This is a genomic window from Glutamicibacter sp. BW78 (genome assembly GCF_002332245.1).
Lineage (GTDB): Bacteria > Actinomycetota > Actinomycetes > Actinomycetales > Micrococcaceae > Arthrobacter_H > Arthrobacter_H rhombi_A.
In genome coordinates, this window is sequence record NZ_NRGU01000038.1 from 353,141 (window position 1) to 376,236 (window position 23,096).

General features: G+C 65.9%; 19 protein-coding genes, 1 tRNA gene and 1 pseudogene. 13 read left to right on the forward strand and 8 right to left on the reverse strand.

Annotated features, from left to right (window positions below; translation table 11 throughout):
• The first annotated feature begins 31 nt into the window (after positions 1-31).
• Both CIK75_RS11925 and CIK75_RS11930 read left to right on the forward strand, forming a co-directional pair.
• Positions 32-1,411 carry an FAD-dependent oxidoreductase gene (locus CIK75_RS11925; RefSeq protein ID WP_086999473.1) on the forward strand — a complete coding sequence of 460 codons (1,380 nt, stop codon included), beginning with the start codon at positions 32-34 and terminating at the stop codon, positions 1,409-1,411.
• Positions 1,412-1,529: 118 nt separating this feature from the next.
• Positions 1,530-1,603, forward strand: a tRNA-Leu gene (locus tag CIK75_RS11930).
• 94 nt (positions 1,604-1,697) lie between these two features.
• On the opposite strand, the gene CIK75_RS11935 is transcribed toward CIK75_RS11930, so the two are convergent.
• On the reverse strand, positions 1,698-3,233 hold the full coding sequence (locus CIK75_RS11935; RefSeq protein WP_096224350.1) for an amino acid permease: 1,536 nt from the start codon (positions 3,231-3,233) through the stop codon (positions 1,698-1,700).
• Between the two features lie 376 nt (positions 3,234-3,609).
• Here CIK75_RS11935 and CIK75_RS11940 point away from each other — a divergent pair, with 376 nt between their 5' ends.
• Genes CIK75_RS11940 through CIK75_RS11950 form a run of 3 tightly spaced genes read left to right on the forward strand, consistent with a single transcriptional unit; the run spans position 3,610 to position 7,013 of the window.
• Positions 3,610-4,773, forward strand: a complete 1,164-nt coding sequence (locus CIK75_RS11940; protein ID WP_086999474.1) for a GuaB3 family IMP dehydrogenase-related protein — start codon at positions 3,610-3,612, stop codon at positions 4,771-4,773.
• 13 nt (positions 4,774-4,786) lie between these two features.
• The gene (locus CIK75_RS11945; RefSeq protein WP_087000019.1) at positions 4,787-6,544 is read left to right on the forward strand and encodes a glycerol-3-phosphate dehydrogenase/oxidase; all 1,758 of its coding nucleotides are present in this window, start codon (positions 4,787-4,789) and stop codon (positions 6,542-6,544) included.
• Positions 6,513-7,013: a PTS sugar transporter subunit IIA gene (locus CIK75_RS11950; RefSeq protein ID WP_086999476.1), complete on the forward strand. Its 501-nt coding sequence runs from the start codon at positions 6,513-6,515 to the stop codon at positions 7,011-7,013. The genes CIK75_RS11945 and CIK75_RS11950 overlap by 32 nt, the downstream gene beginning before the upstream one ends.
• 35 nt (positions 7,014-7,048) lie before the next feature.
• On the opposite strand, the gene CIK75_RS11955 is transcribed toward CIK75_RS11950, so the two are convergent.
• Genes CIK75_RS11955 through CIK75_RS11965 form a run of 3 tightly spaced genes read right to left on the reverse strand, consistent with a single transcriptional unit; the run spans position 7,049 to position 9,142 of the window.
• Positions 7,049-7,669, reverse strand: coding sequence for a hypothetical protein (locus CIK75_RS11955; protein ID WP_086999478.1), 621 nt, complete (start codon positions 7,667-7,669; stop codon positions 7,049-7,051).
• On the reverse strand, positions 7,653-8,006 hold the full coding sequence (locus CIK75_RS11960) for a hypothetical protein (RefSeq protein ID WP_096224351.1): 354 nt from the start codon (positions 8,004-8,006) through the stop codon (positions 7,653-7,655). The genes CIK75_RS11955 and CIK75_RS11960 overlap by 17 nt, the downstream gene beginning before the upstream one ends.
• The gene (locus CIK75_RS11965) at positions 8,003-9,142 is read right to left on the reverse strand and encodes a serine hydrolase domain-containing protein (protein WP_096224352.1); all 1,140 of its coding nucleotides are present in this window, start codon (positions 9,140-9,142) and stop codon (positions 8,003-8,005) included. Before CIK75_RS11965 ends, CIK75_RS11960 begins: the two co-directional genes overlap by 4 nt.
• A 117-nt stretch (positions 9,143-9,259) precedes the next feature.
• Between CIK75_RS11965 and CIK75_RS11970 the strand changes: the two genes are divergently transcribed.
• The 4 genes from CIK75_RS11970 (at position 9,260) to CIK75_RS11985 (ending at position 16,252) form a co-directional block, all read left to right on the forward strand.
• Positions 9,260-10,069 (forward strand): SURF1 family protein, encoded by an 810-nt coding sequence (locus tag CIK75_RS11970; RefSeq protein WP_096224353.1) that lies wholly within the window; start codon positions 9,260-9,262, stop codon positions 10,067-10,069.
• Positions 10,066-10,470 carry a DUF3817 domain-containing protein gene (locus CIK75_RS11975; RefSeq protein WP_086999486.1) on the forward strand — a complete coding sequence of 135 codons (405 nt, stop codon included), beginning with the start codon at positions 10,066-10,068 and terminating at the stop codon, positions 10,468-10,470. The genes CIK75_RS11970 and CIK75_RS11975 overlap by 4 nt, the downstream gene beginning before the upstream one ends.
• A 63-nt stretch (positions 10,471-10,533) precedes the next feature.
• Positions 10,534-12,120, forward strand: a complete 1,587-nt coding sequence (gene guaA, locus CIK75_RS11980; RefSeq protein ID WP_086999488.1) for a glutamine-hydrolyzing GMP synthase — start codon at positions 10,534-10,536, stop codon at positions 12,118-12,120.
• A 253-nt stretch (positions 12,121-12,373) separates the two neighbouring features.
• Positions 12,374-16,252, forward strand: a complete 3,879-nt coding sequence (locus CIK75_RS11985) for a DUF4011 domain-containing protein (RefSeq protein WP_158225963.1) — start codon at positions 12,374-12,376, stop codon at positions 16,250-16,252.
• Here CIK75_RS11985 and cpaB read toward each other — a convergent pair.
• Positions 16,249-16,938, reverse strand: coding sequence for a Flp pilus assembly protein CpaB (cpaB, locus tag CIK75_RS11990; protein ID WP_096224355.1), 690 nt, complete (start codon positions 16,936-16,938; stop codon positions 16,249-16,251). The two genes, CIK75_RS11985 and cpaB, sit on opposite strands and share 4 nt — an antisense overlap.
• 43 nt (positions 16,939-16,981) lie before the next feature.
• Between cpaB and CIK75_RS16665 the strand changes: the two genes are divergently transcribed.
• Positions 16,982-17,242: a hypothetical protein gene (locus CIK75_RS16665; RefSeq protein ID WP_343251903.1), complete on the forward strand. Its 261-nt coding sequence runs from the start codon at positions 16,982-16,984 to the stop codon at positions 17,240-17,242.
• A gap of 14 nt (positions 17,243-17,256) precedes the next feature.
• On the opposite strand, the pseudogene CIK75_RS16670 reads toward CIK75_RS16665, so the two are convergent.
• Both CIK75_RS16670 and CIK75_RS12000 read right to left on the reverse strand, forming a co-directional pair.
• Positions 17,257-17,445 (reverse strand): annotated as a pseudogene (locus CIK75_RS16670) (FmdB family zinc ribbon protein); the annotation flags it as partial.
• 44 nt (positions 17,446-17,489) lie between these two features.
• Positions 17,490-18,089: a 5-formyltetrahydrofolate cyclo-ligase gene (locus tag CIK75_RS12000; RefSeq protein WP_096224357.1), complete on the reverse strand. Its 600-nt coding sequence runs from the start codon at positions 18,087-18,089 to the stop codon at positions 17,490-17,492.
• Positions 18,090-18,209: 120 nt separating this feature from the next.
• On the opposite strand from CIK75_RS12000, the gene CIK75_RS12005 reads away from it, so the two are divergent.
• From CIK75_RS12005 to CIK75_RS12015, 3 genes are all read left to right on the forward strand, one after another.
• A complete protein-coding gene (locus CIK75_RS12005) occupies positions 18,210-18,836 on the forward strand; it encodes a GNAT family protein (protein ID WP_086999498.1) in 627 nt (208 codons plus the stop codon).
• 94 nt (positions 18,837-18,930) lie between these two features.
• Positions 18,931-19,911, forward strand: coding sequence for a hypothetical protein (locus CIK75_RS12010; RefSeq protein ID WP_096224358.1), 981 nt, complete (start codon positions 18,931-18,933; stop codon positions 19,909-19,911).
• Positions 19,912-19,943: 32 nt separating this feature from the next.
• The gene (locus CIK75_RS12015; RefSeq protein ID WP_096224359.1) at positions 19,944-21,188 is read left to right on the forward strand and encodes an aminoglycoside phosphotransferase family protein; all 1,245 of its coding nucleotides are present in this window, start codon (positions 19,944-19,946) and stop codon (positions 21,186-21,188) included.
• 10 nt (positions 21,189-21,198) lie between these two features.
• On the opposite strand, the gene CIK75_RS12020 is transcribed toward CIK75_RS12015, so the two are convergent.
• A complete protein-coding gene (locus CIK75_RS12020) occupies positions 21,199-23,076 on the reverse strand; it encodes a hypothetical protein (RefSeq protein WP_096224360.1) in 1,878 nt (625 codons plus the stop codon).
• Positions 23,077-23,096 lie beyond the last annotated feature (20 nt).

The window sequence follows — 23,096 nt, forward strand, 5'->3', positions numbered from 1 at the left end:
ACATAGCCGATGTTCGCGTTAGGATGGGCCTATGGCAAACACTCCTGAACTTTCCGATCGCCCACGTATCCTCGTCGTTGGCGGTGGATACGTCGGCTTGTACGTCGCAATGAAGCTGCAGAATAAGGTCAAGGCCCACGGCGGCGTCGTCACGGTCGTTGATCCGCTGCCCTACATGACCTACCAGCCCTTCCTTCCCGAGGTCGCCGGTGGCAAAATCGAACCCCGCCACGTGACCGTCTCGCACCGCACCCACCTGGATAACGCGGAACTGATCACCGGACGAGTGAGCGCCGTGGATCACGCCAACCGCAAGGCAGTCGTCGTCCCGACCGACGGGGAGCCCTTCGAACTGGGCTACACCGACGTCGTCATGGCCGCCGGCTCCATCACCAAGACCTTCCCGATCCCCGGCCTCGCCGACGAGGGCATCGGACTCAAGTCCATCGAAGAGGCCGTTGCCCTGCGCAATAAGGTCCTCGAGCGGGTTGAGACCGCATCGATGATGAGCGATCCGGCAGCCCGGCGTCGTGCCCTGACCTTCGTGGTCGTCGGTGGCGGCTTCGCCGGCATCGAGACCATCACCGAACTCGAAGACCTGGTACGCGCCGCAGTGGCCAAGACCAGCCGTGTTGAGCAGGACGAGATCCGCTTTGTCATGGTCGAAGCCATGGGCCGCATCATGCCCGAGGTCACCGAAGAGCAGGCCGTCTGGGTCGTGGAGCACATGCGCTCACGCGGCATCGAGGTCCTGCTGAACACGTCGCTGGGCAAGGCCGAAAACGGCAAGCTTGAACTGACGAACATGCCGGAGAAGACCCCCGGCGAGACCTTCGAGACCGACACCTTGGTCTGGACTGCCGGTGTGCAGGCCAACCCGATGGTCCACTCCACCGATTTCCCGATCGAACCGCGTGGCCGCGTGCGCGTCGGAACCGACCTGCGCATCACCGGCGACGACGGACCCATTGAGGGCGCCTGGGCCGCCGGCGATGTCGCCGCCGTTCCGGACGTCACCGGTGGCCTGCCCGACGGAACCTGCGTACCCAACGCGCAGCACGCCGTCCGCCAGGCCAAGCTGCTGGCCTCGAACATCTACGCCACCCGTTACGGAGTCGGCCAGGTGGGCGAGTACGAGCACAAGAACTTGGGCGCCGTCGCCGGATTCGGTACCGGCAAGGGCGTGGCCAAGGTCCTCGGCGTGCAGCTCAAGGGCCTGCCGGCCTGGGTTGCCCACCGTGGGTACCACGGCATGGCCATGCCGACGTTCGAGCGCAAGTTCCGCGTGGCCGGCGACTGGTTCGCCAACCTGCTGTTCAAGCGCGACATCACTCAGATCGCCGATCTGGAGACCCCGCGCCGCGGGTTCGTGGAGGCAGCCACCCCGAAGCCCAAGGCCGCAGCCAAGTAGTCTTCGGTACCGCCGAAACCCGTAGCAGCCATGGCGCCGCGTCCACCCGGAATCCCGGGAGGACGCGGCGCCGTGTTGTGATCGCGGGACGGCGCACTCTTGTAGGATTTATGGATGGGCCCCCATAGCCCAATTGGTAGAGGCGGGAGACTTAAAATCTCTGTGTTGTCGGTTCGAATCCGACTGGGGGTACTGATGCCGGCGCTGAAGAGGCGCTACCTCGGCTGTTGCCCTCTGGCGAAACTGAAGGGCTCGCGGGACGAATCATCTGTCCAATCGCCGTCGGCTACTCGGTCTCGGCGGCGATCTCGGCTTCCGATGGGGCCGAAAAATCCATGTCCACCCAGGGCACGACCCTGCTTTTGGTGACCCAACGGTGGATGATCCAGAGCCCCAAGAAGAGGGGGATGCCGATATAGGAGGAGAGGACTTCCAGCCCTCGTCCGGCAACGACGGCCTCATAGTTTTGTCCGGCAATCACCAGCAGCAATACCGTGAAGGCCAATAGCGGACCGATGGGGAAGAAGGCAGCCCGATACGGCAGTTCGCTGACGTCATGGCCCTGGGCCAGAAAGCCGCGGCGGAATCGGTAGTGGGAGACGGCAATCCCCGTCCACACCAGAAAGCCGGAAAGGCCCGAGACATTCACCAACCAGGCGTAAGCCGAGCCCTGACCTAATAATGCGCTGAGGAAACCGAACAGGCCGACGGCTGCGGTGGCCAACAGCGCCGGGAGGGGAACGCCGCGTGTGTTCACCCTTCCGAAGATCGCCGGGGCCTGACCGTCTCGAGCCAGGGCGTAGAGCATGCGGGTCGAGGCATAGAGCCCCGAATTGCCGGCCGAGAGGATGGCGGTGAGGATGACGGCGTTCATCAAGGCCGCAGCGAAAGCGATCCCCGCTCTTTCGAAGACCAGGGTGAAAGGGGAGGCGGCCACATCGGCCTCCCCGGAGGCCAAGAGGCTCGGGTCGGTGAAGGGAATGAGGCAGCCGATGATGAAGATGGCTCCAATATAAAAGAGCATGATGCGCCAGAAGACCGAGCGGATGGCCCGGGGGATCTCCCGCCGTGGGTTCTTCGCCTCGCCGGCAGCCACCCCTACCAGTTCGGTGCCCTGGAAGGAGAACCCGGCGATCATGAAGACGGAAATGATCGACACCCAGCCGCCGTTGAAGACTTCGCCGGGGTTCTGCCAATGGCTCAGACCGGGGGAGTTCTGTCCCAATATGCCGAGGATCATGAAGACTCCGGCCACCAAAAAGATCACGACGGCCAGGACCTTGATCAGGGCCAGCCAAAATTCGCTTTCGCCAAAGGCCCGGGACGAGAGGGCGTTCAAACCCGTGAGTACTGTCAGGAAGAGGCCGGCCCAGACCCAGCCGGGAACGTCGGGCAGCCAGAAGGACATCACAATTCCTGCAGCAACCAGCTCGGCTGCCACGGTGATCGCCCAGTTGAACCAGTAGTTCCACCCGATGGCGAATCCGAATGAGGGCGAGACGAAACGGGTGGCGAAGGTTTGAAAAGAGCCGGCTACCGGAAGCTTGGCCGACATCTCCCCGAGCGACTGCATCAGCAGGAACACCATCAGGCCGACTGCTGCGTAGGCGACCAGCGCACCTCCCGGGCCGGCCTGGGCGATCGTACCGCCCGAGGCGACGAACAGCCCGGTGCCGATGGAACCGCCGATGGCGATCATCTGCAGGTGACGGCTGCTCAATCCGCGTTTGAGCTCGCGGTCGGGGGAGTACCCCGTGGCTGGCCCGGCCCCGGAACCATCCGGTGCTGGTTGCTGATCGGTCAGCACGGGATCCCGGCTCATGGGCGCACCGGACTCGGGTGCCGTCCTACCGGTGTCTGCTGGTGCACCGGGGCGGGTGCCGTCGGGTGGTCGGCCGCACCGGCCGAGACCGGATCGAGGCCGCAGAGATTCTGCTGCATGGGTGGCTTTCCTGCTGTGGGAGGTGCCGGGAATGAACCTGTCGTGGAGGCAGCGGCCCGGAGCTATGGAGCGCCGGGGAACCAGTCCGATCCGTGACGGAAGGGCAGTCCGTTCAAACGGCCAGATCCATTATGGCGCGTTCAGACGGTCTGGGGAGAATCGGTGATTTTGCGTGGTGGCCGGCGTTTCTTCTCGGGGCAGAGCCCCCAGGTCACGAAGCCCCACCCGGTGGGAGCGGCGCTGATAGGCTAGGCCGGTGACTTATGAGATTGAGATCGGCCGGGCAAAACGTGGCGTGCGCGCCTACTCACTGGATGACGTCGCCGTCGTCCCCACCCGCCGCACCCGTGATCCGCAGGACGTGTCAGTGAACTGGCAGATCGACGCCTACCAGTTCAGCAGCCCCATCATCGGTGCCCCGATGGACTCGGTGATGAGCCCGGCCATGGCCATCTCCCTGGGCAGGTTCGGCGGCCTCGGGGTCCTGAACCTCGAGGGGCTGTGGACCCGGTACGAGGATCCGGAACCGGTGTTGGAGGAGATTGCCTCGCTCGAGTCCAAGGTCGAGGACGATAGGACCCTGGGCGAACACGTCAACCCTGCCGTCACGGCCCGGCTGCAGGAGCTCTACCAGGCGCCGATCCAAGCCGAACTGATCACCTCGCGGCTGGCGGAAATCCGCGATGCCGGGGTCACGGTGGCCGGCTCCCTGACCCCGCAGCGGACCCAGGAGTACTACCGGACGGTGATCGACGCCGGGGTGGACATCTTCGTCATCCGCGGCACCACCGTCTCGGCCGAACACGTGTCGCAGAACCAAGAACCGCTGAACCTCAAACAGTTCATCTACGAGCTCGACGTCCCGGTCATCGTCGGCGGCGCCGCCGGATACACCCCGGCCCTGCACCTGATGCGTACCGGTGCCGCCGGCGTCCTGGTCGGTTTCGGGGGAGGGGCCACCGCCACGACCCGCCGGGCCCTGGGCATCCATGCTCCGATGGCCACCGCCATCTCCGATGTGGCCGCCGCACGCCGCGACTACCTGGACGAATCCGGGGGACGCTACGTCCATGTCATCGCCGATGGCGGCCTGGGGACCAGCGGCGATATCGTCAAGGCCATTGCCATGGGCGCCGACGCCGTCATGCTCGGCAGTGCGCTGGCCCGGGCCGAAGAGGCTCCGGGGCGTGGCTGGCATTGGGGAGTCGAAGCCCACCACGACAACAGCCCCCGCGGGGATAGGGTTCGCGTGGGAACCGTTGGGCCGCTCGAGGAAGTCCTGCTCGGGCCCTCGCGCCACACCAACGGCACCTCGAACCTGATTGGCGCCTTGCGTCGGGCCATGGCAACCACCGGGTATTCGGATCTGAAGGAATTCCAACGCGTTGACGTCGTCGTCTCCCCGTACGAAGCTGGGTAGCATGACACCACGGATGCAGCACGGAGAACCGGGCGCCACATCAACCCGGGGGGTTCTTGACCCGGCCTTCCGCGCCGCCTCACTCGAGACGATGCGGGCGACCAGTGCCGACCCCGAAGCCGAACTGGACCTGCTGATCATCGGTGGGGGAGTCGTCGGTGCCGGAGCCGCCCTCGATGCAGCAACCCGGGGGTTGAAGGTCGCCATCGTCGAGGCCCGCGACTGGGCCGCAGGGACCTCTTCGCGTTCTTCCAAGCTCATCCACGGTGGGCTGCGCTATCTGGAAATGTTGGACTTCGCGCTGGTGCGCGAGGCCCTGCAGGAGCGGGGACTCCTCATTGACCGGATCGCCCCGCATCTGGTCCGGCCCGTCCCGTTCCTCTACCCGCTGACCAAGCGCTTCATCGAACGTCCCTACGTCGGGGCGGGCATTGCCCTCTACGACGGGATGTCGCTGGCCTCCGGGCATAGCCGTGGGGTGCCCTTCCACCGGCACCTGAGCCGGAAGGCGACACTACGCAGCGCACCGAGCCTCAAGGACGAGGCCTTCGTCGGTTCGATCCGCTATTACGATGCACAGGTCGACGACGCGCGTCTGGTCATGGACCTGGTCCGAACGGCAGCAAATTACGGCGCTGTGGCGGCCAACCGGGTCAAGGTCGTGGACTTCGTCCGCGAGGCAGGACGTGTGGTCGGTGCCCAGCTCGCGGACCAGGAGAGCGGAGAAGATTTCACTGTCAGGGCCAAACAGATTGTCAACGCCACCGGCGTCTGGACCGACGAAACCCAGGATCTGGTGACCGATCGGGGACAGCTGCGGGTCAAGGCCTCGAAGGGCGTGCACCTGGTGGTCCCGCGCGACCGCTTCCAATCGACGGTCGGATTGATCCTGCGCACCGAAAAATCGGTACTCTTCGTCATCCCCTGGGGGCGGCATTGGATCATCGGGACCACCGATACCGCCTGGACCTTGGACAAGGCCCACCCGGCGGCGTCCAGCGAGGACATCGACTACATCCTCGACCATGTGAACAAGGTGCTGAAGCGTCCGTTGACCCGCGAGGACGTCGAAGGCGTGTATGCGGGGCTGCGCCCATTACTGGCCGGAGAATCCGATTCCACGGCCAAGCTCTCCCGTGAACACGTCGTGACCCACCCGGTCCCGGGGCTGGTGGTCGTGGCCGGGGGTAAATACACCACCTACCGGGTCATGGCCCGCGACGCGATCGACGAGGCGGTGCGTTCAATGGACCTGAACGCCCCGGTTTCCTGCACCGAAACGATTCCGTTGTTGGGGGCCGAGGGCTACCAGGCGGCATGGAACAGCCGGCATCGTCTGGCCAGAACCTCCGGACTGCATGTTTCCCGGATCGAACACCTGCTGGGCCGTTACGGTTCGCTGGCCCGTGATGTGCTGGCCCTGGCCACCTCAGACCCTGAGTTGGCCCGCCCGCTGCCCGGGGCCGACGACTACCTGGCCGCGGAAGTCGTTTATGCGACCACCCATGAAGGGGCACGGCACGTCGAAGACGTGTTGACGCGCCGGACCAGGGTCTCCATCGAGTCCTGGGACCGGGGAGTGGCTGCTGCCCCGGTCGTCGCCGGAATCATGGCTCCGCTGCTGGGCTGGAGCCAGGCACAATGCGAACGCGAAGTGGCGTTCTATGAAGCCCGGGTGGCTGCCGAACGCGCCAGCCAGGAACAACCCGACGACGAGTCCGCCGATGAAACACGACTGAATGTGGAAGACATTGTCCCCGTCCGCGATTGAACAGCACGATGAACTCACGACCCCTGAATTGGTGGTCCTCGAAATGGAGGCGGCCGATCGGCAGGAGGCCGTCCGGTTGCTGGCCGGCAAACTGTTCGACGCCGGTCGGATCGCTGACTTGGAGGGGTTCGTGGGGGAGGTCAACTCCCGCGAACACCAACTCGCTACCGGCCTGCCCGGGGGGATCGGCATGCCCCATGCCCGGACCGTTCACGCCGACAAGGTGTCCATTGCCGTGGGGATCACGGCCTTCGGGCACTCTTTGGACTTCGGTTCGGTGGACGGGCCGGCCACGGTCGTCCTGCTGCTGGCGACCCCCGCGGGAAGCTATTCACTGCATCTGCAGGTCTTGGCGACCCTGGCCCGCAGCCTGGTCAAGCCGTCCTTCCGCGAATCCCTGCGGCGCGCCTACGACGCCGAGGTCATTGCCGACCTGATCAATTCCACGGTCGACTTCACCGACGTCTAGTCGTTCCACGGTGCGGCAGTTGCTGCCGGCCAGGTTCAGCCCGCCGGCGGCGTGAACCCCGGATCGGTGATCAGCAGACCGGCGACCTTGCCGGAGCGGTCCACTGCCGCCCGCCCCTCGAGGAGGCCGTCGGCAAAGACCAGCGAACAGTGCACGAAGCGCGTGGAACCATTGCGCCGTACCGTGGCCGCAGTCAGGCGGTCGAAGGGACCCAGGGAGTCGACGGCATCGGCCCAGAGTGCCCTCACGGTGGATGGGGGGACCTGGGCCAGCATGCGCGGGGTGAATTCGGTGCCGATCCGATCGATGTCACCAGAATCGATGGCCGCGAAAAGCTCCCTGATCTGTTGGACGAGCTCGCGGTCTTCTCGCCGTCGTCCGTCGTCGGCCGAGCTACCGGAAGCGAATCGCTGATAAGCGGCCTGCCGCGAGATGCCCAGCTGGTTGCCGATGTCCTGCCAGCTCAGACCGGCATCATGGGCGCGGGATGCCGCGGCGGTCAGGAGGTCACCGGCCAGGTATTTCAACTCCTCGGCCTGCCGGAGGGCGGTCACGGCCCCGTCCGCTTCGAGAGGGTCCGCGAGCCGGGCCGCCAGCTTCTCAGCACGGCGAGCCCGAGCCGTCGTCTCGGCCGGGTCGTCAGCGGAGGAATCCATATGACACCACTACCAGAAGCGCGCCATTGATTACGAGCGACACGACGGTGCGGATCCTCCGTTCAGCGGCGCCGCTACGGACCAGGACCGGCCAGCGGACGCTGAGGGCAATGGCGCCCACGCCCACGGCCACAGCGGTGGGATACCAGGACCACAACGGGACGATGCCGGCCCGGAGGACCACCGCTCCCAAAGCTGCGAGGGCCGTCATGCCCGTCAACTGAGTGATGCGGTTCAGCGCCGGTTCCGCGTTCGTCGTGCGCAGCATTCGCAGGCACCAGGGGGCCGTCAAGGCCAGCAGGATGAAGGGAACCGCGTAGCTGATCACGGTGCTCATCGGTTGCCTCCGTTCAAGAGATCGAGTCCTGCTTCGTCCACGCCGAGGGCCGTGCCCGAGAGTACGACGACGGCGCGGTCCGCGTCTGGTTGCAGACCCAGGTAGGTGGCGAAGCCGCCGGTCATCCCGTTGTGCCAGATGACTTCGTGGTCATCCGATGATTGGCCGGTTCCGGAAGTGATCATCCAGGCCAGCCCCACCTTCCCGTCGGTTGCGTTGTCAGCAACCGGGTCCAGGCTCGTTCTGCCGGGGACGGTCCCATCGAGTACTGCTTGAGCCAACAGCACCAGGTCCCCTGCCGTGGAATGGATTCCGCCGGCCGGTGCGAACCCATCCATGGGCCAGGTGGCGGCAACATGTCCGGAAGCCAGATGCCCGGTGGCCATCGGCGTTGGCAACCGTGGTGCTGAGCCCTGCGTGGCAGAGCTGGTGCCGGCATCCACCGGCTGAACCCAGGTGCGGTCCATCCCCAGCGGACCGGTGATCCGCTCCTTGACGAGTTCGGGATAACTGGTTCCCGCGACCTGGGCCAGTGCCTGCCCCAGCAAGGCCGCTCCGAAGTTCGAATAGGCGAAGCCGGGATCCTCATCCGGGTGGGAGTTGCGTCCCAGCTTGATCACTTCGTCGACGGACTGGGCGCTGGAATTCGTGTTGGCGAACTGTGCAAGGAAGCCTCCGACGAAAAAGGGTACCGATCTCGGCATGCGGGGCAGGCCGGAGGTGTGGGTCGCGAGTTGTTGGAGGGTGATGGCCCCGGAACCGTCGGTGGGATAGCCGAAGACCTCTCCCAGCGTCGTGTTGGCGGTGACCTCTTCGCGGTCAATGGCATCGGCCAGCAGCATCCCGCCGAAGACCTTGCTGATCGAACCGACCTCGAAGGCCGTGTGCTCGTCGGCCCCGCGCCCGGCGAAGTCCACCGTGCCGTCGTGGATGACGGCGGCAGCAAAGTCTCCCGAAGGTGCCCCGGGGCCTTCGGTAATTCGGGTGGCCAACCCGTGGTCGCCGGCGGGTGCCTCCGCGGGCAGGGCGCGCGGTGCGGCGACCACCAACACGGCGATCGTGGCTGCCGCGATGACCCAGGGAATCCTCCGGTTCGTCTTCCGTGGGTGACGGTCGGTGGAGGGAGAAGAAAGCATGGCGTCAATATTTCCTTGACACTGACGTGGTGTCAATATGTTCTTGACATATTTTTTTGTGGGCTATGCCGCCGGTGCATTCGCTCTTCTACAAGCAATCGAAGTACGGTTGGGTGTGTGTTGAAGACTGCCCTGAAGCCCAAATGGATCCTCGCTCTGCTGGGGGCCCTTTTGTTGGCGAGCGGCTTCGTGCTGCTGAGCCAGTGGCAGTTCTCCAGATCCCAGGATGCGCCGCCGCCGCCGGTATCCACCACCGAATCATCGGTGCCGTTGACCGACCACTTCGAGCCCGAAACGGTGATGTTCGAATCGGTTGCTGACCAAGTCGTGACAGCCAAGGGGCGCTTTCTGAAGGATAAGGAAGTCCTGGTGAGAGGCCGTGTCCAAGACGGAACCCAGGGATTCTGGGTCGTCTCTGCCTTCGCCGTCGACGGTGCACCGGATAAGAACACGATCCCCGTTGTCCGGGGCTGGCAGCCCGAATCGACGACGCCGCCGGCCGCTCCGGCCGGCGAGCTGGAAGTCACCGGTCGGCTGCTTCCCACCGAAGCGCCGATCGACCAGAAGCCCGATGGCGATCCGGCATTGCGCTCCCTCTCGGTCGCCGAACTCATCAACATCTGGGACGTGCCTTCCTATAGCGGCTTCATCGTCGCCTCCCAGGTCACCGGCCCCGATGGGGCGGACGCTGGTGCGACGTCCGTCGGGTTGGACGAGGTCACTGTTGGACCCCAACCCCAAGAACAGCCACTGAACTGGCTGAATATCTTCTACGGCATCGAATGGGTCGTCTTCGCAGGCTTTGCCGTCTTCCTCTGGTGGCGTCTGGTCGTCGACGACTACCGGCGTCAACAAGAAGACATCGAAGACGCTCTGGCCGAAGCCCAGGCAGCAACCAACCCCCCGACTCATGAGGACCAGCAGTGACCCAGCAACCCAGTCCAGCACCCCGCAAGCGCCGCTTCGCCGGAACGCCAGCACAAATCCGCACGGCAGCAACCTTCTATCGCGTGCTCGCCTACGCCACCGGCGTGATGTTGCTCTTGCTCTGCGTGGAGATGATCGCCAAATATGCCTTCAGCTTCGAGGCCTACCTCGGCTCGCTGAACCTCTCCACCACGGTGTTGATCGTCCACGGCTGGATGTACGTGATTTACCTGCTGGCCGATTTCAACCTGTGGTCCAAAATGCGCTGGCCCTTCAGCCGGTTCATCACGATCGCCCTGGGCGGGGTCGTGCCGTTGCTCTCGTTCTACATGGAAAAAAAGGTCCACGGGGAGGTCGAACGGGAGCTGCGTGAACACCCCGAGGCGGCCAAACGCTACTGAGGAAAAACGCGGTCCCGAGGGTGAAGGTGCGGTCGACGCCCGCTGGCGACTAAGCTGGAGCGCGTGAGCAACCCAGCACCCACCCCAGAGCACCAGCCGGTTCTGGTCGTCGACTACGGAGCCCAGTACGCGCAGCTGATCGCACGCCGCGTCCGTGAGGCCAATGTGTATTCGGAGATCGTTCCGCACACCTTTACGACCGAGCAGATCTTGGCCAAGAATCCAGCGGCCATCATCCTCTCCGGCGGGCCCTCCAGCGTTTACGCTGACGGTGCCCCGAGCGTCGGCTCAGACCTCTTCGAGGCCGGTGTGCCGGTCTTGGGCATCTGTTACGGCTTCCAAGCGATGGCCAACGCCCTGGGCGGAAAAGTCGCCCAGACCGGCCTGCGGGAATACGGGTCCACCGATGCCACCTCCACCGGGGTCTCACGCTCCCTGCTGGCCGGACTGCCGGAGGACCAGCAGGTCTGGATGAGCCACGGCGACTCGGTGCACGAAGCACCGGAAGGCTTCGACGTCCTGGCCTCCACCGAAGGCGCCCCCGTGGCGGCCTTCGCCAACGAAGACAAACGACTCTTCGGCGTCCAATGGCACCCCGAGGTCAAGCACTCGGTCTATGGGCAGCGGGTTCTGGAGAACTTCCTGTTCAACGGTGCCGGCCTGGAACCGAGCTGGAACACCGGGAACATCCTTGAGGAGCAGGTCGCCCGCATCCGCGGGCAGGTCGGTTCCGGCCGGGCGATCTGCGGTCTGTCCGGCGGTGTTGATTCGGCCGTCGCGGCAGCGCTGGTCCAGGAAGCCATCGGCGACCAACTGACCTGTGTTTTCGTCAACCACGGACTACTGCGCGAAGGCGAAGCCGAACAGGTTGAACGCGATTTCGTCGCGGCCACCGGCGCCAAGCTGCATGTCGCGGACGAACGTGAACGCTTCCTGAGCGCGTTGAAGGACGTCACCGACCCCGAAACCAAACGTAAGATCATCGGCCGCGAATTTATCCGCGCGTTCGAAGCCGCCGAGGCAGCGATCATGTCCGAAGCAGCAGATACCGGCGAACCGGTGCGCTTCCTGGTCCAAGGCACCCTCTACCCCGACGTCGTCGAATCCGGGGGCGGCGAAGGTGCTGCAAACATCAAGAGCCACCACAACGTCGGTGGTCTGCCCGAGGACCTGCAGTTCGAGCTCGTCGAACCACTCCGCGAACTGTTCAAGGATGAGGTTCGTGCCGTCGGAGCCCAATTGGGCCTGCCAGCCGAAATCGTGCAGCGTCAGCCCTTCCCCGGCCCGGGGCTGGGCATCCGCATCATCGGCTCGGTGGATGAGGAACGGCTGGAGCTGCTGCGCAAGGCCGACGCCATCGCCCGCGCGGAACTGACCAACGCCGGGCTTGATCAGGAGGTCTGGCAGATGCCCGTCGTCCTGTTGGCCGACGTGCGTTCGGTCGGCGTTCAAGGCGACGGCCGCACCTACGGGCATCCGATCGTTTTGCGTCCGGTGTCCTCCGAGGACGCCATGACCGCGGACTGGTCACGGCTGCCCTACGATCTGCTCGCGCGGATCTCCAACCGGATCACCAACGAGGTCGATGGGGTCAACCGGGTGGTCTTGGACGTCACCAGCAAGCCCCCGGGAACCATCGAATGGGAGTAGGCCCACGGCCCCGTCGGGGCCTGGGCTGAGGTGAAGGGAGGGCATCAGGCCCTCTCTTCGCTGGCTTAACCCGTCGTGGACGTGTTGCGATCAAGCACCGAGGTGCCGGGGTCGCGTACCTTAAGTAGTGGCGTGCGCTGAGGATTGCGTACTGGCCGATCTCCATCACCCCGCGCTGGGCGGGTTCTGACGGGGGACCAAATGTGAGGAAGGTGGTGTTCCGGTGGTAGGGACGCAACAAGGCGAGGCAGCATTGACCGATTGGCTAGAGAAGCTCGGTCCGGGTGCGGGAACCGATACCCTGCTGCGCTTTGCCGGTTCGACGTCCAACTGCATCGACATCACCCACGCCCACCCCTCGGGGTTGGCACAGTTCCTGGCCGGCCGGCGCACCCGCCTGTCCATGCTCCTGCGTGACGTCGACGCCTATAACCAGGGCCGCCGCACCGCACGGGCATTGCGCGCGAAGATCCGCGAACTCTCCGAGGACCGCGGCATCGATGTGGGATACCTCGCTTCCGGCGTGGCGACCTGGCGGGCTGTCCAAGATGGTCGTTCCGAACAGTTCAGCGCCCCGATCATGCTCGGGCGGATTTCGTTGACCCAGCGGGAAGGACAGGAAGAAGACGAAGTCCAGCTGGCCGGGCGAGCCCAGGTGAACCCGGCGCTGGTGCGCTACTTCCAGGAGCAGCAAGGACTGGACATCGACGTGGAGGCCCTCGAAGGCGCCGCGTATATGACCGCCCGGTTCGATCCGCGCCGCGCGTTGGACACCCTGCGGGAGCAGGTGGCTTCCCTGCCGGGAACCGTCATCGAACACCGTTTGCTCGTATCGACCTTCGCTGATTTGGCAGATCCCGCCGACCCCTCGCGCATCGACGTCACCCACCCGGTGATTTCCCGCCTGCTGGACGAGGACGCCGGCGAGGAAGTCGTCGTGGAGGAACCCGAGGTCACCGTCCTGAGCAGCGACGAACGTCATCCCGCGGACGAGGCCCTGGTCCTGAACGCGGACGCCAGCCAGCAGGAGGTCCTCGACCTGGTCGATGCCGGGGAATCCGTCGTCGTCTCCAGCCCACCCGGAACCGGGCAGACCCAAACGGCCGTCAACGCCGCGGCGATCTTGGCCGGCCAAGGCAAACGGGTGCTCATCGTGGCCGAACGCCGGGAAACCGCGCGGAGCCTGACCGAAAAATTGGCCGAACTTGATCTGGCCTCCATGGCCCTGCGCCTGTCGCCAGAGGTCGGGCCCGAGGAACTGCGCGACCAGCTAACCCAGGCGATCCTGCGGAACGAACGTGCCGCCGAACCACAGCTGGGTCAGCTCCACCAGCGTCTGACCGAGCACCGCCATGCCCTCCTGGACCACGTGAACTCCCTCCACGATGTGCGCAGCCGTTGGGGATGTTCGCCCTACCAGGCGATGCAGGAACTGGCCCGCCTCACCTCCATGGACCCGGCACCGGCCACCTCGGTTCGGCTCAAACGCTCCGTATTGGACAGCATCAGCGACCGCGAAGAAACAGCGGTGCGACTGCGCCGGGCTGCCGAAGTCGGCAGTTTCACCGCCTCCACCACGGCCAGCCCCTGGTACGGGGCGCGCCTACGCAATCGTCGGGAGACCGATGACGCCTTGGAGATTGCCAGCTCACTGGCCGAAGACCTGCCCAAACTGCACGCCCAGATGCTCAAGGTCGCCGAACACTCAGAAATCACCCTGGGGGAGACCTTCGTGGAATGGGGTGCCCAGCTGGACCTGCTGGTGGCTGTCCGCGGGTCCCTGGACAAATTCGAACCGGATATCTTCGACCGTTCGGTCGAGGACCTCATCAGCGCCACCGCCAGCTCCTCGTGGCGCCGCGAACGCGGTATCGAGATGAGCTCCATCACCCGTTCGCGGCTTCGCCGTGTGGCCAAGGAATACGTGCGCCCCGGTGTACATATCTCCGATCTGCACACCTCCATCATCGAGGTCCAGCAGCAGCGCGAAATGTGGAATAGCTATGCCACGAGCCAGCGGCATCCCAAGGTTCCCACCGGACTCATCGAACTGAATAAGGCCTACCTCGACGCCGCAGCGCGGATTGCCCGACTCGATGAGGCCCTGGCCCCCGTGGACGCCGATGACGAACTGCAGCACCTGCCGCTGGAGGAGCTGGTGACCCGGCTGAAGGACCTCGTTGACGACGAGAACGCCTTGCACGTCTTGCCCGAACGCACCCTGGTCCTGGAGCAACTGCGTGAACAGGGACTCGGTGAACTGCTCGAGGATCTGGCCGAACGCGAAGTCGACGCCGATGAGGTGGCTGCCGAACTGGATCTGGCCTGGTGGCAGTCGGCCTTGGAGGCCATGATCTCCGGTGACGAATACCTGGCCATGTCCGACGGCGCGAGCCTGCGCCGACTTGAGGCCGAATACCGCCTGGCCGACAACGCCCATATCGCTTCGGGCGCCTCACGCCTGAGGTGGCAACTGGCCCAACGGTGGAAGGCAGCTTTGGCCGACCACCGGGCCGCCTCCCGTGAACTGCGTTCCCTGCTCAAGAACGGCGAGCCCACCTTGGAGGACGTCGCCGGTCTGGGGGTCGGACTGGTCAACGCCCTGGTCCCCGTCTGGATCGGATCCCCGCTACTGATCCCCGCCGTCGTCCCCGAAGATGTCGAATTCGACGCAGTGATCCTGCTCGATGCTGATGCCCTGTCGCTCCGTTCGGCGGTGGGCTCCATCAGCCGTTCGGGACAGGTCATCGCCTTCGGCGACGCCATGCTGGGCAAACCGCGTGGCTTCAACGTCTCGGTCGATCCCACCGCCTCGGCCCGTGCACCCCACGAACCAGCCAGCACCTTCGAGGAACTCTCCACCGTGCTGCCCCTGCGGCGCTTGCGCACCGTGTACCGGGGCGTCGATGAGGGACTGACCGAAGCCTTGGGGCGTGCCTACTATTCGGGATCGCTGCACCGGCTGCCGGCCGCCCGGGCGATGTCCGGGGGAACCCCCTCGCTGTCGGTGGACTATGTTCCGGACGGAACAGGGATGCCCGGTTCGGGCGGGGAATCGGTGGAGACGACCGTCGCTGAAGTCAACCGGGTCGTGGATCTGGTCTTTAGCCATATCCGCCGCCGGCCGCACCGTTCCCTGGCAGTGATCGCCGCGAACCAGCGTCACGCCGCCAGGATCGCCGAGGCCATTTCCCTGCAGCTGCCCAACCATCCGGGGGCGCAGCCCTTCTTCAAGGAACGCGTGGAAGCCTTCCAGGTTTCTTCGGTGGAACGTGCCCACGGGTTGGTCCGTGATGCCGTGATCTTCTCGCTCGGCTACGGGCGGACCCCGCATGGCAAGAGCCTGCACGATTTCGGTGCACTGTCCTCGGAACGTGGCGACGAGCTCTTCGTGACCGGGGTGACACGTTCACGCGACCTGCTGCATCTGGTCAGCGCCGTGGCACCCGAGGACATGGATATGGACCGGGTGACCGGCGGGGCCCGACAATTCATCGAGTTGGTGGGCCGTGTGCTCTCCGGCGAATCAGGTGTCACCGGTGATGGGCACCCCTTGGAGGACCCGCTGGTAGCGGATCTGAAGGAGCGGCTCGAAGCCGCCGGGGCCATCGTGAAGGAACGCTACCGTGGTGTACTGGATCTTGCCGCCCAGGCAGCGGATACGAGCGCAGGGGCCGAGCTGCCGTTGGCCGTCGTCTCCGATGGGACCGAAGAGTACCGGAACATGACCGTGCGTGAACGCAGCCGTCTGCGCCCGCAACTCCTGGAGACCATGGGATGGCGCTATATCCCCTTGTGGACGATCGACGTCTTCTCGGACCCGGCCAGCATCGCCTCCACTATGGCACGTTACCTGGGTCTGGATGACCCGGCAGATACCCACCACCATCGGGAGGATGACATGGGAGCCGACGAGCAGGATCAGAGCCGGGCCGGCCAGGATGAAACGTCCACCGCCGGCCGTCACGCCGCCGATCTAGGTGCTGGTGCTCCAGCAGATCGCACCGCAGGACAGGGATTCGATCCGGTGCTCCCGACCCGGGCCGGTGACGATGACCCGCGGGGCTGGGGCGATAGCGAGGGAAGCCACGACCAGTGGTTGCGCGAACAGCGTCCTCCGCACTGGGGCTAGGGGACACCGGGGCCGACGAGGACCAGGAAGATCCGTCCGCGGGCGGCAGCCCCCGCCAGTGCAGCCGAATCCTCTTGTGATGCGGCGACGACGACCATGCCCGCAGCCTGTCCCGAATCGAGCCAGGTGTCGGCCGAACCGGTGGGCACCCACAACACCGGGACCTTGCGGGCAATGACCTTGGAGTCAACGGCCCGTTCATAGCCATTGCCTTGGCTGAGGACGACGTCGACGAGTTGGCCGGGGGAGAGCAGCCCAATGGTTTCGGGATCGCTGGGCCTGACGGGGACGGCGACGGTCCCGGAAGCTGTTCCCGTCAGGAGCCCCGGTCCGACCAGCATGGCCGAAGCCACCGGAGAGCCCGAGGCCGCAGGAAAAGCCAATTGTTGCCCGAGAACGGCTTCGACGTCATCGAGGATGCCGGGCGGCAGGGCCTCACGCGCCAAATGGGCGACCCGTACCGACGAGGCATCCAGCACGGCTCCCGAGGGAAGATCCCGGGTAGCAACGACGACGGCAGACGTATCGGTGTGCTCGGGGGCCACGGCCGAGAGGGCAACGGCCACCGTCAACGCGGCCAAGGCAGCAACCAGCGGGCGGCGATAACGGGCCAGTACTTCACGCCAGGAGCGCCGGTACCCGGTGCTTCGGCCGCTGGCTGCCATCCGGCGTTCTCTGCTTCTCATGCTTCCAGTAGAAGCTCAACGGGCCGTAGTGTCCGCCCAGTAGATGCCGGCTGTGGATGAGGGCGCCGCCGATGGAAGCCCAGTCCACCTGTGGGGTGCCGGTCAGGAGTTCGAGGAGACCTTTTGCCCCGCGGAGGAGGCGGAGGAAGAATCCGAGGACGCGGCCGCCGAAGAACTCGACGAGGAGCTGGAGGAAGAATCCGCGGTGGAGGAAGAATCCGATCCGCTGGTCTTGGACCCGGAGGATGACTCCGTGCTCGCCGGGGCGGAACCGTTGGAACTATTCCGTGAATCCGTCCGGTAGAAGCCCGACCCCTTGAAGACAACACCGACGCTGTTGAACTTCTTACGCAGCAATCCATGGCACTCGGGGCATTCGGTCAGCGAATCCTCGCTGAAGGACTGCACGGTGTCGAAGGTGTGGCCGCAATCCTTGCAGGCGTAGGCATATGTAGGCATGATCTTCCTTCGTTGCACTGGTCTCGGCGGAGGGCCTGTGCGGTCCATCGAGGCCTTTTTGGCACTCACATCCGTCGAGTGCCAATTCTACCTCATACGGTGCGCTGAGGACCGATCCAGCTGATTCCCGCGGCGGTGATGACCCCGTCCACCGGTTGGTCCAGCTCTCCGACCTCGAAGCTCCCCTCCGGGACCAGCTCATGTTCGTAAACCATCGCCAAGAGCACCGGACGGGTCGGGCGGGTGGCCAGCGAAGCGATGAAGCGGTCGTAATACCCGCCGCCCTGGCCCAACCGCCCGCCAGCGGGATCCACGACCTGTGCGGGGACCAGGACGACATCGACGTCGTCCATCACCTCCACCCCGTGACGTTCCCCGACGGGTTCATCGATTGGTGCCACCGTAGCCCGGGCCATGGGAACCGCAGGGTACCAGTCGGCCCAGGAGAGCTGTCGCCCGGGCTCACAGATGGGGACCAGGATCCGGTGGCCAAGACCATGCAACGTCTCCAAAAGCGCTGCCGTGTCAGGTTCGGTGCCGAAAGACAAAACAGAGGTCAGGGTGCGCTTCCGCTCCTCACCCAACCAGCTGAGCAGAACCGAGGTGATGCCGAGAGCTTCCTGCCGGCGTCGTTCAGGATCCATTTCGGCACGCAGGGCCCTGAAATGCGTACGGGCCGCCGCCTTCGACATCGTCTCCACCCTTCGATGGTAAGGCAGTGGCTACACGAAGCCGAGGATGAAGCCGCTACCCGGCTGAAGTGACGCGGCGCCGCGGCCTCGGAACTGCGGTGCTGCGGATAAGCTAACAGCATGGGATTCGGGACCGGTTCGTGGCCGGTGGCATTGGAAAGCGGTGATCTGGTGTTGCGGCCGCTGCGCTACCGGGATAAGGCCGAATGGATGGCGCTGAAACGTCGCAATGCCGAATGGCTACAACCGTGGGAAGCCACCTCCCCGCGTCCCGAGGGGCCGTTGCCGAGCTACCGTGACATGGTTGCGTCACTGAACCGTCAGGCCCGGGCCGGTCTGACCCTTCCGTGGGCGATCGGCCTGCGTACCAGCGACCGACGTGAACCGACCATGGTCGGCCAGCTCACCGTATCGGGCATTCTTTGGGGATCGGCGCTGAGCGCATCGCTGGGGTATTGGGTGGATGGCCGCCGCGCTGGCCGGGGAATCACCCCGCATGCCGTCGCCTTGGCCACCGACTACTGTTTTTCGACGCTGGGGCTGCACCGGATGGAGATCAATATTCGGCCCGAAAACGCCTCCAGTCTGCGCGTGGTGCAGAAGCTGGGGTTCCGTGATGAAGGCCTGCGCGAACGCTTTCTGCATATTGACGGTGCCTGGAGCGACCACCGAGCCTTCGCGCTGACCGCCGAAGAGGTGCCCGAAGGATTGCTCCACCGCTGGCTCGGGGACGCCGCCACACACTGAACCGCAGGTCACCTCGGGGTCAAAGACCGACTTCAGGCCGGACACACCGGGGTCAATGCCGACACCTGCACGGTGGGCCACGTAACGTCGAGGTGTGGACATCCAAGTCGAAAGTTCAGTGGTTCTGGCGGCCATGATCGCCGTGCTGCTCGCCTTCATCGTCCCCTCACTCATCCGTCGCGGTCGGCGCACCGGCGAGCCCGCCCTCGTCCTCGCCTCGACCCTCGACGAAGCCTTCACATCAGCGCCCGGCCAAGCGGAGGAAACCGTGGAAAGGGTCGGCCCCGATCCGGCCGATCTGCAGCCGGCACCGGCCCCCAAGAACACCCGAACCCACGACACCGAACGTCCCCGGAGGAACACCATGGCAACGCCCGCACGGACCCGGTCCGCCGCACCGACCACGGCAGTCTTCCGGATCCGATACGGTCGACTGGCCATCGCCCTGACGGGCGTGCTGGCTGCGCTCGCCCTGGTCGTCGGGGGCCTGCTGGCCCCGTTCGGAATCCTCTCGGGATTCGTCCCGCTCGTCGGGCTGATCGTGCTCGTCGGATCCTTCATGGGGTTGAGGGCCCTCGCGGTGCGGGACCGTCGGCGGAAGGTTCTGGCCCGCATGGACGCGATCTTCCATGAAGCCATGGACACCCAGCCTGCCGAGCCAGTGATCCGGCGTCAGGCAACCAAGGTCTTCGACGCCCGTGAGCAGGAGACCGCAGCGGCCCAAGCCCCCGAAGCAAACGGGAGCGTCCGGCACCATGCCCCGCTGGCTGCCGCCACCGCCCCCGCAACATGGGAACCGGTCGCCGTACCGAAACCGACCTACGTTGGGGCCGCCAAGGCCGAACGTCCGGCCCCGGAGCCACTGCCGGCCGGCGAGGAAAAGAAACCGCAGAAGGCCACCAGCATCCTGGCGCAGACCCGCATCGCCGAACAGGAAGCCCAACTGGCCGAACAGGCGGAACGGGCCGAGCGCGGCGAAGAGGTCCGGGCCGTCCCCGAAGCTCCGCGCCGTCGCCCCACAGCGCAGAGCAGTGGCATGAATCTCGACGCCGTCCTGCAACGCCGCAGGGCCTGAACCGGCGGTAGCCGAAACAGCGGTCCCCACCCATGCAGCCCGGATGGTCCGACGCCGAACAGGCAGGGGCCCTGGGCCGCCACGCAGAAACACTGATGGCCCAGATCTGGGCGGACCGCTTCGAAGCCCGCGTGGTCGACACGGCCCGTCAGGTCCAATTTCAGCTGCGTCCCGGCGCCGGAGCCAGCGCCGTCTACTCGCTTCGCCGCGGCACGACAGAACAGTTCGTGGGCCTGAGCACCGAACCGCTGGAAGCGACGCCCGGGCTGCGTCAATCCCACCTGCCAGCCCCCCAGGACACTGCCGAAGCCAAGGGTCCGCTCCGCATCTCCAGCTGGCTCCACCCGCAGGACCCCCGGTTGCCCGGACTGGCCCGGGCCGGGGTCGCTGCCGAAGCCCAGCGGCTCTGGGGTCAGGGCGATCGGCTGACGGGCCTGCGGACCATGACCTACCGTCCCTTGCGCCGGGCCGTTTTCCGCGCCGACTTCTCGACCCCCGGACCGGTGGTGGCAACCCGCAGGCTGTATCTGAAGGTTCTCCGTCCCGGCCAGGCAGAACCGTTGGCGCTGCGCCATCGGCTGCTCGCCGATGCCGGCCTGCCCGTGGCCGACGTCATCAGCCCGGTGGCCCACTCGGTCGTGGCCACGGCAGGGCTTCCCGGCGAACCGCTCGGTGCTGCACTGCGTCTGGACGGAGCAGGAGGCCTGGAGCCGGCCACACTGGTATCCCTGCTGGATCGACTCCCCGCGGCAGTGCTCGAGCTTCCCCGCCGCCCGTCCTGGACGGACCGGTTGGCCCGCTACGCCCACGCGGCCGGCTGCGCCCTGCCGGAGGACGTCCAGCAGATCGCCGCGTTATCCCGACACCTTCGAGAGGTGATCGACGCCCAGGACCCCGGGCCGGTCGTTCCGGTGCACGGTGACTTCTATGAAGCCAACGTCTTGATGGAGGGCCGAACGGTCAGTGGGCTGCTGGATCTGGACTCGGTGGGACCGGGACACCGGGTCGATGACCTCGCCTGCCTGCTGGGACACCTGGGCATGATTCCTGCGCTGGGGGGCCGAAACCGGCAGCGTGAGTCGGCCATCTGGTCCACGCTGGAAGTCTGGGGAGCCGAATTCTCCCGGGAGGTCGACGCCCGCTGCCTGTATGCACGGGCCGCTGCGGTGGCCGTTTCCCTGATTGCCGGCGCCAGAAGGCCGGGGATGCGGACCTGGGACCGGGAAGCGCGAGCCCGGCTGGAGATGGCCCGCAGGCTGGCCGAGCTGGCCGGCTAGGCGCGGGCAGCTAACCCTGCTCCGGATCCTCAGGAAGGTTCTTTGGCTCGGCATCCTCGACGGGATCCGCTGGGTCGGCAGTCTCGGGCAGGGCTTCCTCGTTCTCCGGAGCTTCCCCCTCCGGGTCCTCATCGTCGCGGGCGTAGGTCTCCTGTGCCTCCACGAGAGCCCGGTTGGCCAGATCGGCCGCCTCCTTGGCCTGAACCGGCAATTCCATGGTGGTGAGTGCCTCGGAGAGACCACGTTGGGCCGCATAGAAGTGCGCTACGCTCTGGCGATGCTCGGCGGCGATCAGACGGTATAACTGGACGGCCTCATCCCCGCGGTCCGTCTGGGACAGCACATGGGCGGCAAAAAGTTCGGCATTGCCGGCCCCATCGGTGTCCTCGGCCACCCGGAACAGGTCGGCGGCCTCCAGCGCGGCGGCCACGGCCTCGGTGGGGTAGTTTAGGGCCCAGAGAGAGCGGGCGCGGGTATCCCGGAAATCGGCCTGATGCCAATCCGCCCCATCCTCGTCCGCGAGTTTGATCGCCTCGGCGAGGATCACCAGACCGGCAGGATCCCCGCTTTCGGAGAGGGCATGGCCGTAAGCATGCAGGGCGACCGGGAGCACGGTCGGATCATCTTCGCAAGCACGTGCCAGTTCGGTGGCCCGGGAGAAATGCCCCAGGCAGGCACCGGGATCCTCGGCGTCTGATAGGAGCGTGCCGGCGCTGAGATGGGCGCGGGCGGCATCCCCGGCCAGACCCGACGCCTCGAACCCGGCGGCGGCCTTTTCCCAGGCCTGCAGGGCATCGACCTCGCGGTCCTGGTGACGCAGGCAGTGCCCGAGGGACATCAACGTCCGGGCCGCGTCGTCTTCTCGCCCACGGGCCTGCAAGAGATGGGCGAGCGATTCGAGAACTTCTTCGGCGAGCAGGAACTCCTCGGCTTCCAATAACTGGTTGCCCAAGGCGAGGCGGATGGCCCAGGTTTCCTCGAATTCGCCGCGCTCGGCTTGTTCGACGGCGATCCGCCAGGCGGTGATCGCTGCGTCCTGATCCAGATCCGCCGAGGCGAAATTGGCCACCAAGGCGGCGGCGGAGATCGCCCCGCGGCGGACCCCAGTCACCGAATACAGTTCCAACGCCTCAACGGCGCAGCCTTCGGCCTCCACCGGATGCCCCAGCTCGTGGTGGCAGGAGGCCTTGACCATCCAGATCGCTGCCCGCATCGCCAGGTTCGTCTGGAGGGCCAGTAAACGGTCGGCCGCTTCAATGGCTTCTGGCTGCCGACCGTGTTTGGCGAATCCGTGGGCTAGATACAGCAGGGCCCCTGCCTCACTTTCGGGGCGGCCGCCATCACGGTAGTCGTCGGCGCAACGCTGCAGTTCCTCCAACGCCGCTTCGTCGCCTCCTTCGAAACGCACCACGGCCAGGGGCAGCCGGGCATCGGCTAGGACATCGGCGCTGGCGCCCGAAGCCGCATGGGTGGCCAGAGCGGCCTGCAGGATGGCGGTTTCCTCCGGGAGGGGTTCCCGGAAGAGGAGTCCTCCCAGATGCTCTTCGAGGTCTGCCTGATGGGTCCGTTGGGCCGCGCGCAACAGGACGATGCGTCGGGCGGCGGCCTCTTCGGCATCGGAGAGGTTTCCGTCGAGCTGCTGGACCGAGGCCAGGACCCCGAGCAACGACAACGCCGTTTCGAGGGCGGGGGACTCGCCGGCGGGGATGGGGCCCACCTCGGGGGCAGGAGCCGCCGGGGAACCGGTCAACAGGGGGCGGAGGATGTCCAGTCCCGCGGCCGCCGCGCGCGCGGCACCGGGATGGTCTTCCGAGTAGGCGCGGTCGTAGGCCAGCTCAAGCCAGCCATGGGCCGTGGCGGGCGAGGCCAGTGGGTCCGGCTGCGGCATGCCGGAAATCTCCTGCAACC

Bases quoted from the DNA above. Each gene is read 5' to 3' on its own strand.
- CIK75_RS11925 (WP_086999473.1), top strand. From the start codon at position 32: ATGGCAAACACTCCTGAACTTTCCGATCGCCCACGTATCCTCGTCGTT.
- CIK75_RS11935 (WP_096224350.1), bottom strand. From the start codon at position 3,233: ATGAGCCGGGATCCCGTGCTGACCGATCAGCAACCAGCACCGGATGGT.
- CIK75_RS11945 (WP_087000019.1), top strand. From the start codon at position 4,787: ATGCAGCACGGAGAACCGGGCGCCACATCAACCCGGGGGGTTCTTGAC.
- CIK75_RS11950 (WP_086999476.1), top strand. From the start codon at position 6,513: ATGTGGAAGACATTGTCCCCGTCCGCGATTGAACAGCACGATGAACTC.
- CIK75_RS11955 (WP_086999478.1), bottom strand. From the start codon at position 7,669: ATGGATTCCTCCGCTGACGACCCGGCCGAGACGACGGCTCGGGCTCGC.
- CIK75_RS11960 (WP_096224351.1), bottom strand. From the start codon at position 8,006: ATGAGCACCGTGATCAGCTACGCGGTTCCCTTCATCCTGCTGGCCTTG.
- CIK75_RS11965 (WP_096224352.1), bottom strand. From the start codon at position 9,142: ATGCTTTCTTCTCCCTCCACCGACCGTCACCCACGGAAGACGAACCGG.
- cpaB (WP_096224355.1), bottom strand. From the start codon at position 16,938: ATGAGAAGCAGAGAACGCCGGATGGCAGCCAGCGGCCGAAGCACCGGG.
- CIK75_RS16665 (WP_343251903.1), top strand. From the start codon at position 16,982: ATGCCGGCTGTGGATGAGGGCGCCGCCGATGGAAGCCCAGTCCACCTG.
- CIK75_RS12000 (WP_096224357.1), bottom strand. From the start codon at position 18,089: ATGTCGAAGGCGGCGGCCCGTACGCATTTCAGGGCCCTGCGTGCCGAA.
- CIK75_RS12005 (WP_086999498.1), top strand. From the start codon at position 18,210: ATGGGATTCGGGACCGGTTCGTGGCCGGTGGCATTGGAAAGCGGTGAT.
- CIK75_RS12015 (WP_096224359.1), top strand. From the start codon at position 19,944: ATGCAGCCCGGATGGTCCGACGCCGAACAGGCAGGGGCCCTGGGCCGC.
- CIK75_RS12020 (WP_096224360.1), bottom strand. From the start codon at position 23,076: ATGCCGCAGCCGGACCCACTGGCCTCGCCCGCCACGGCCCATGGCTGG.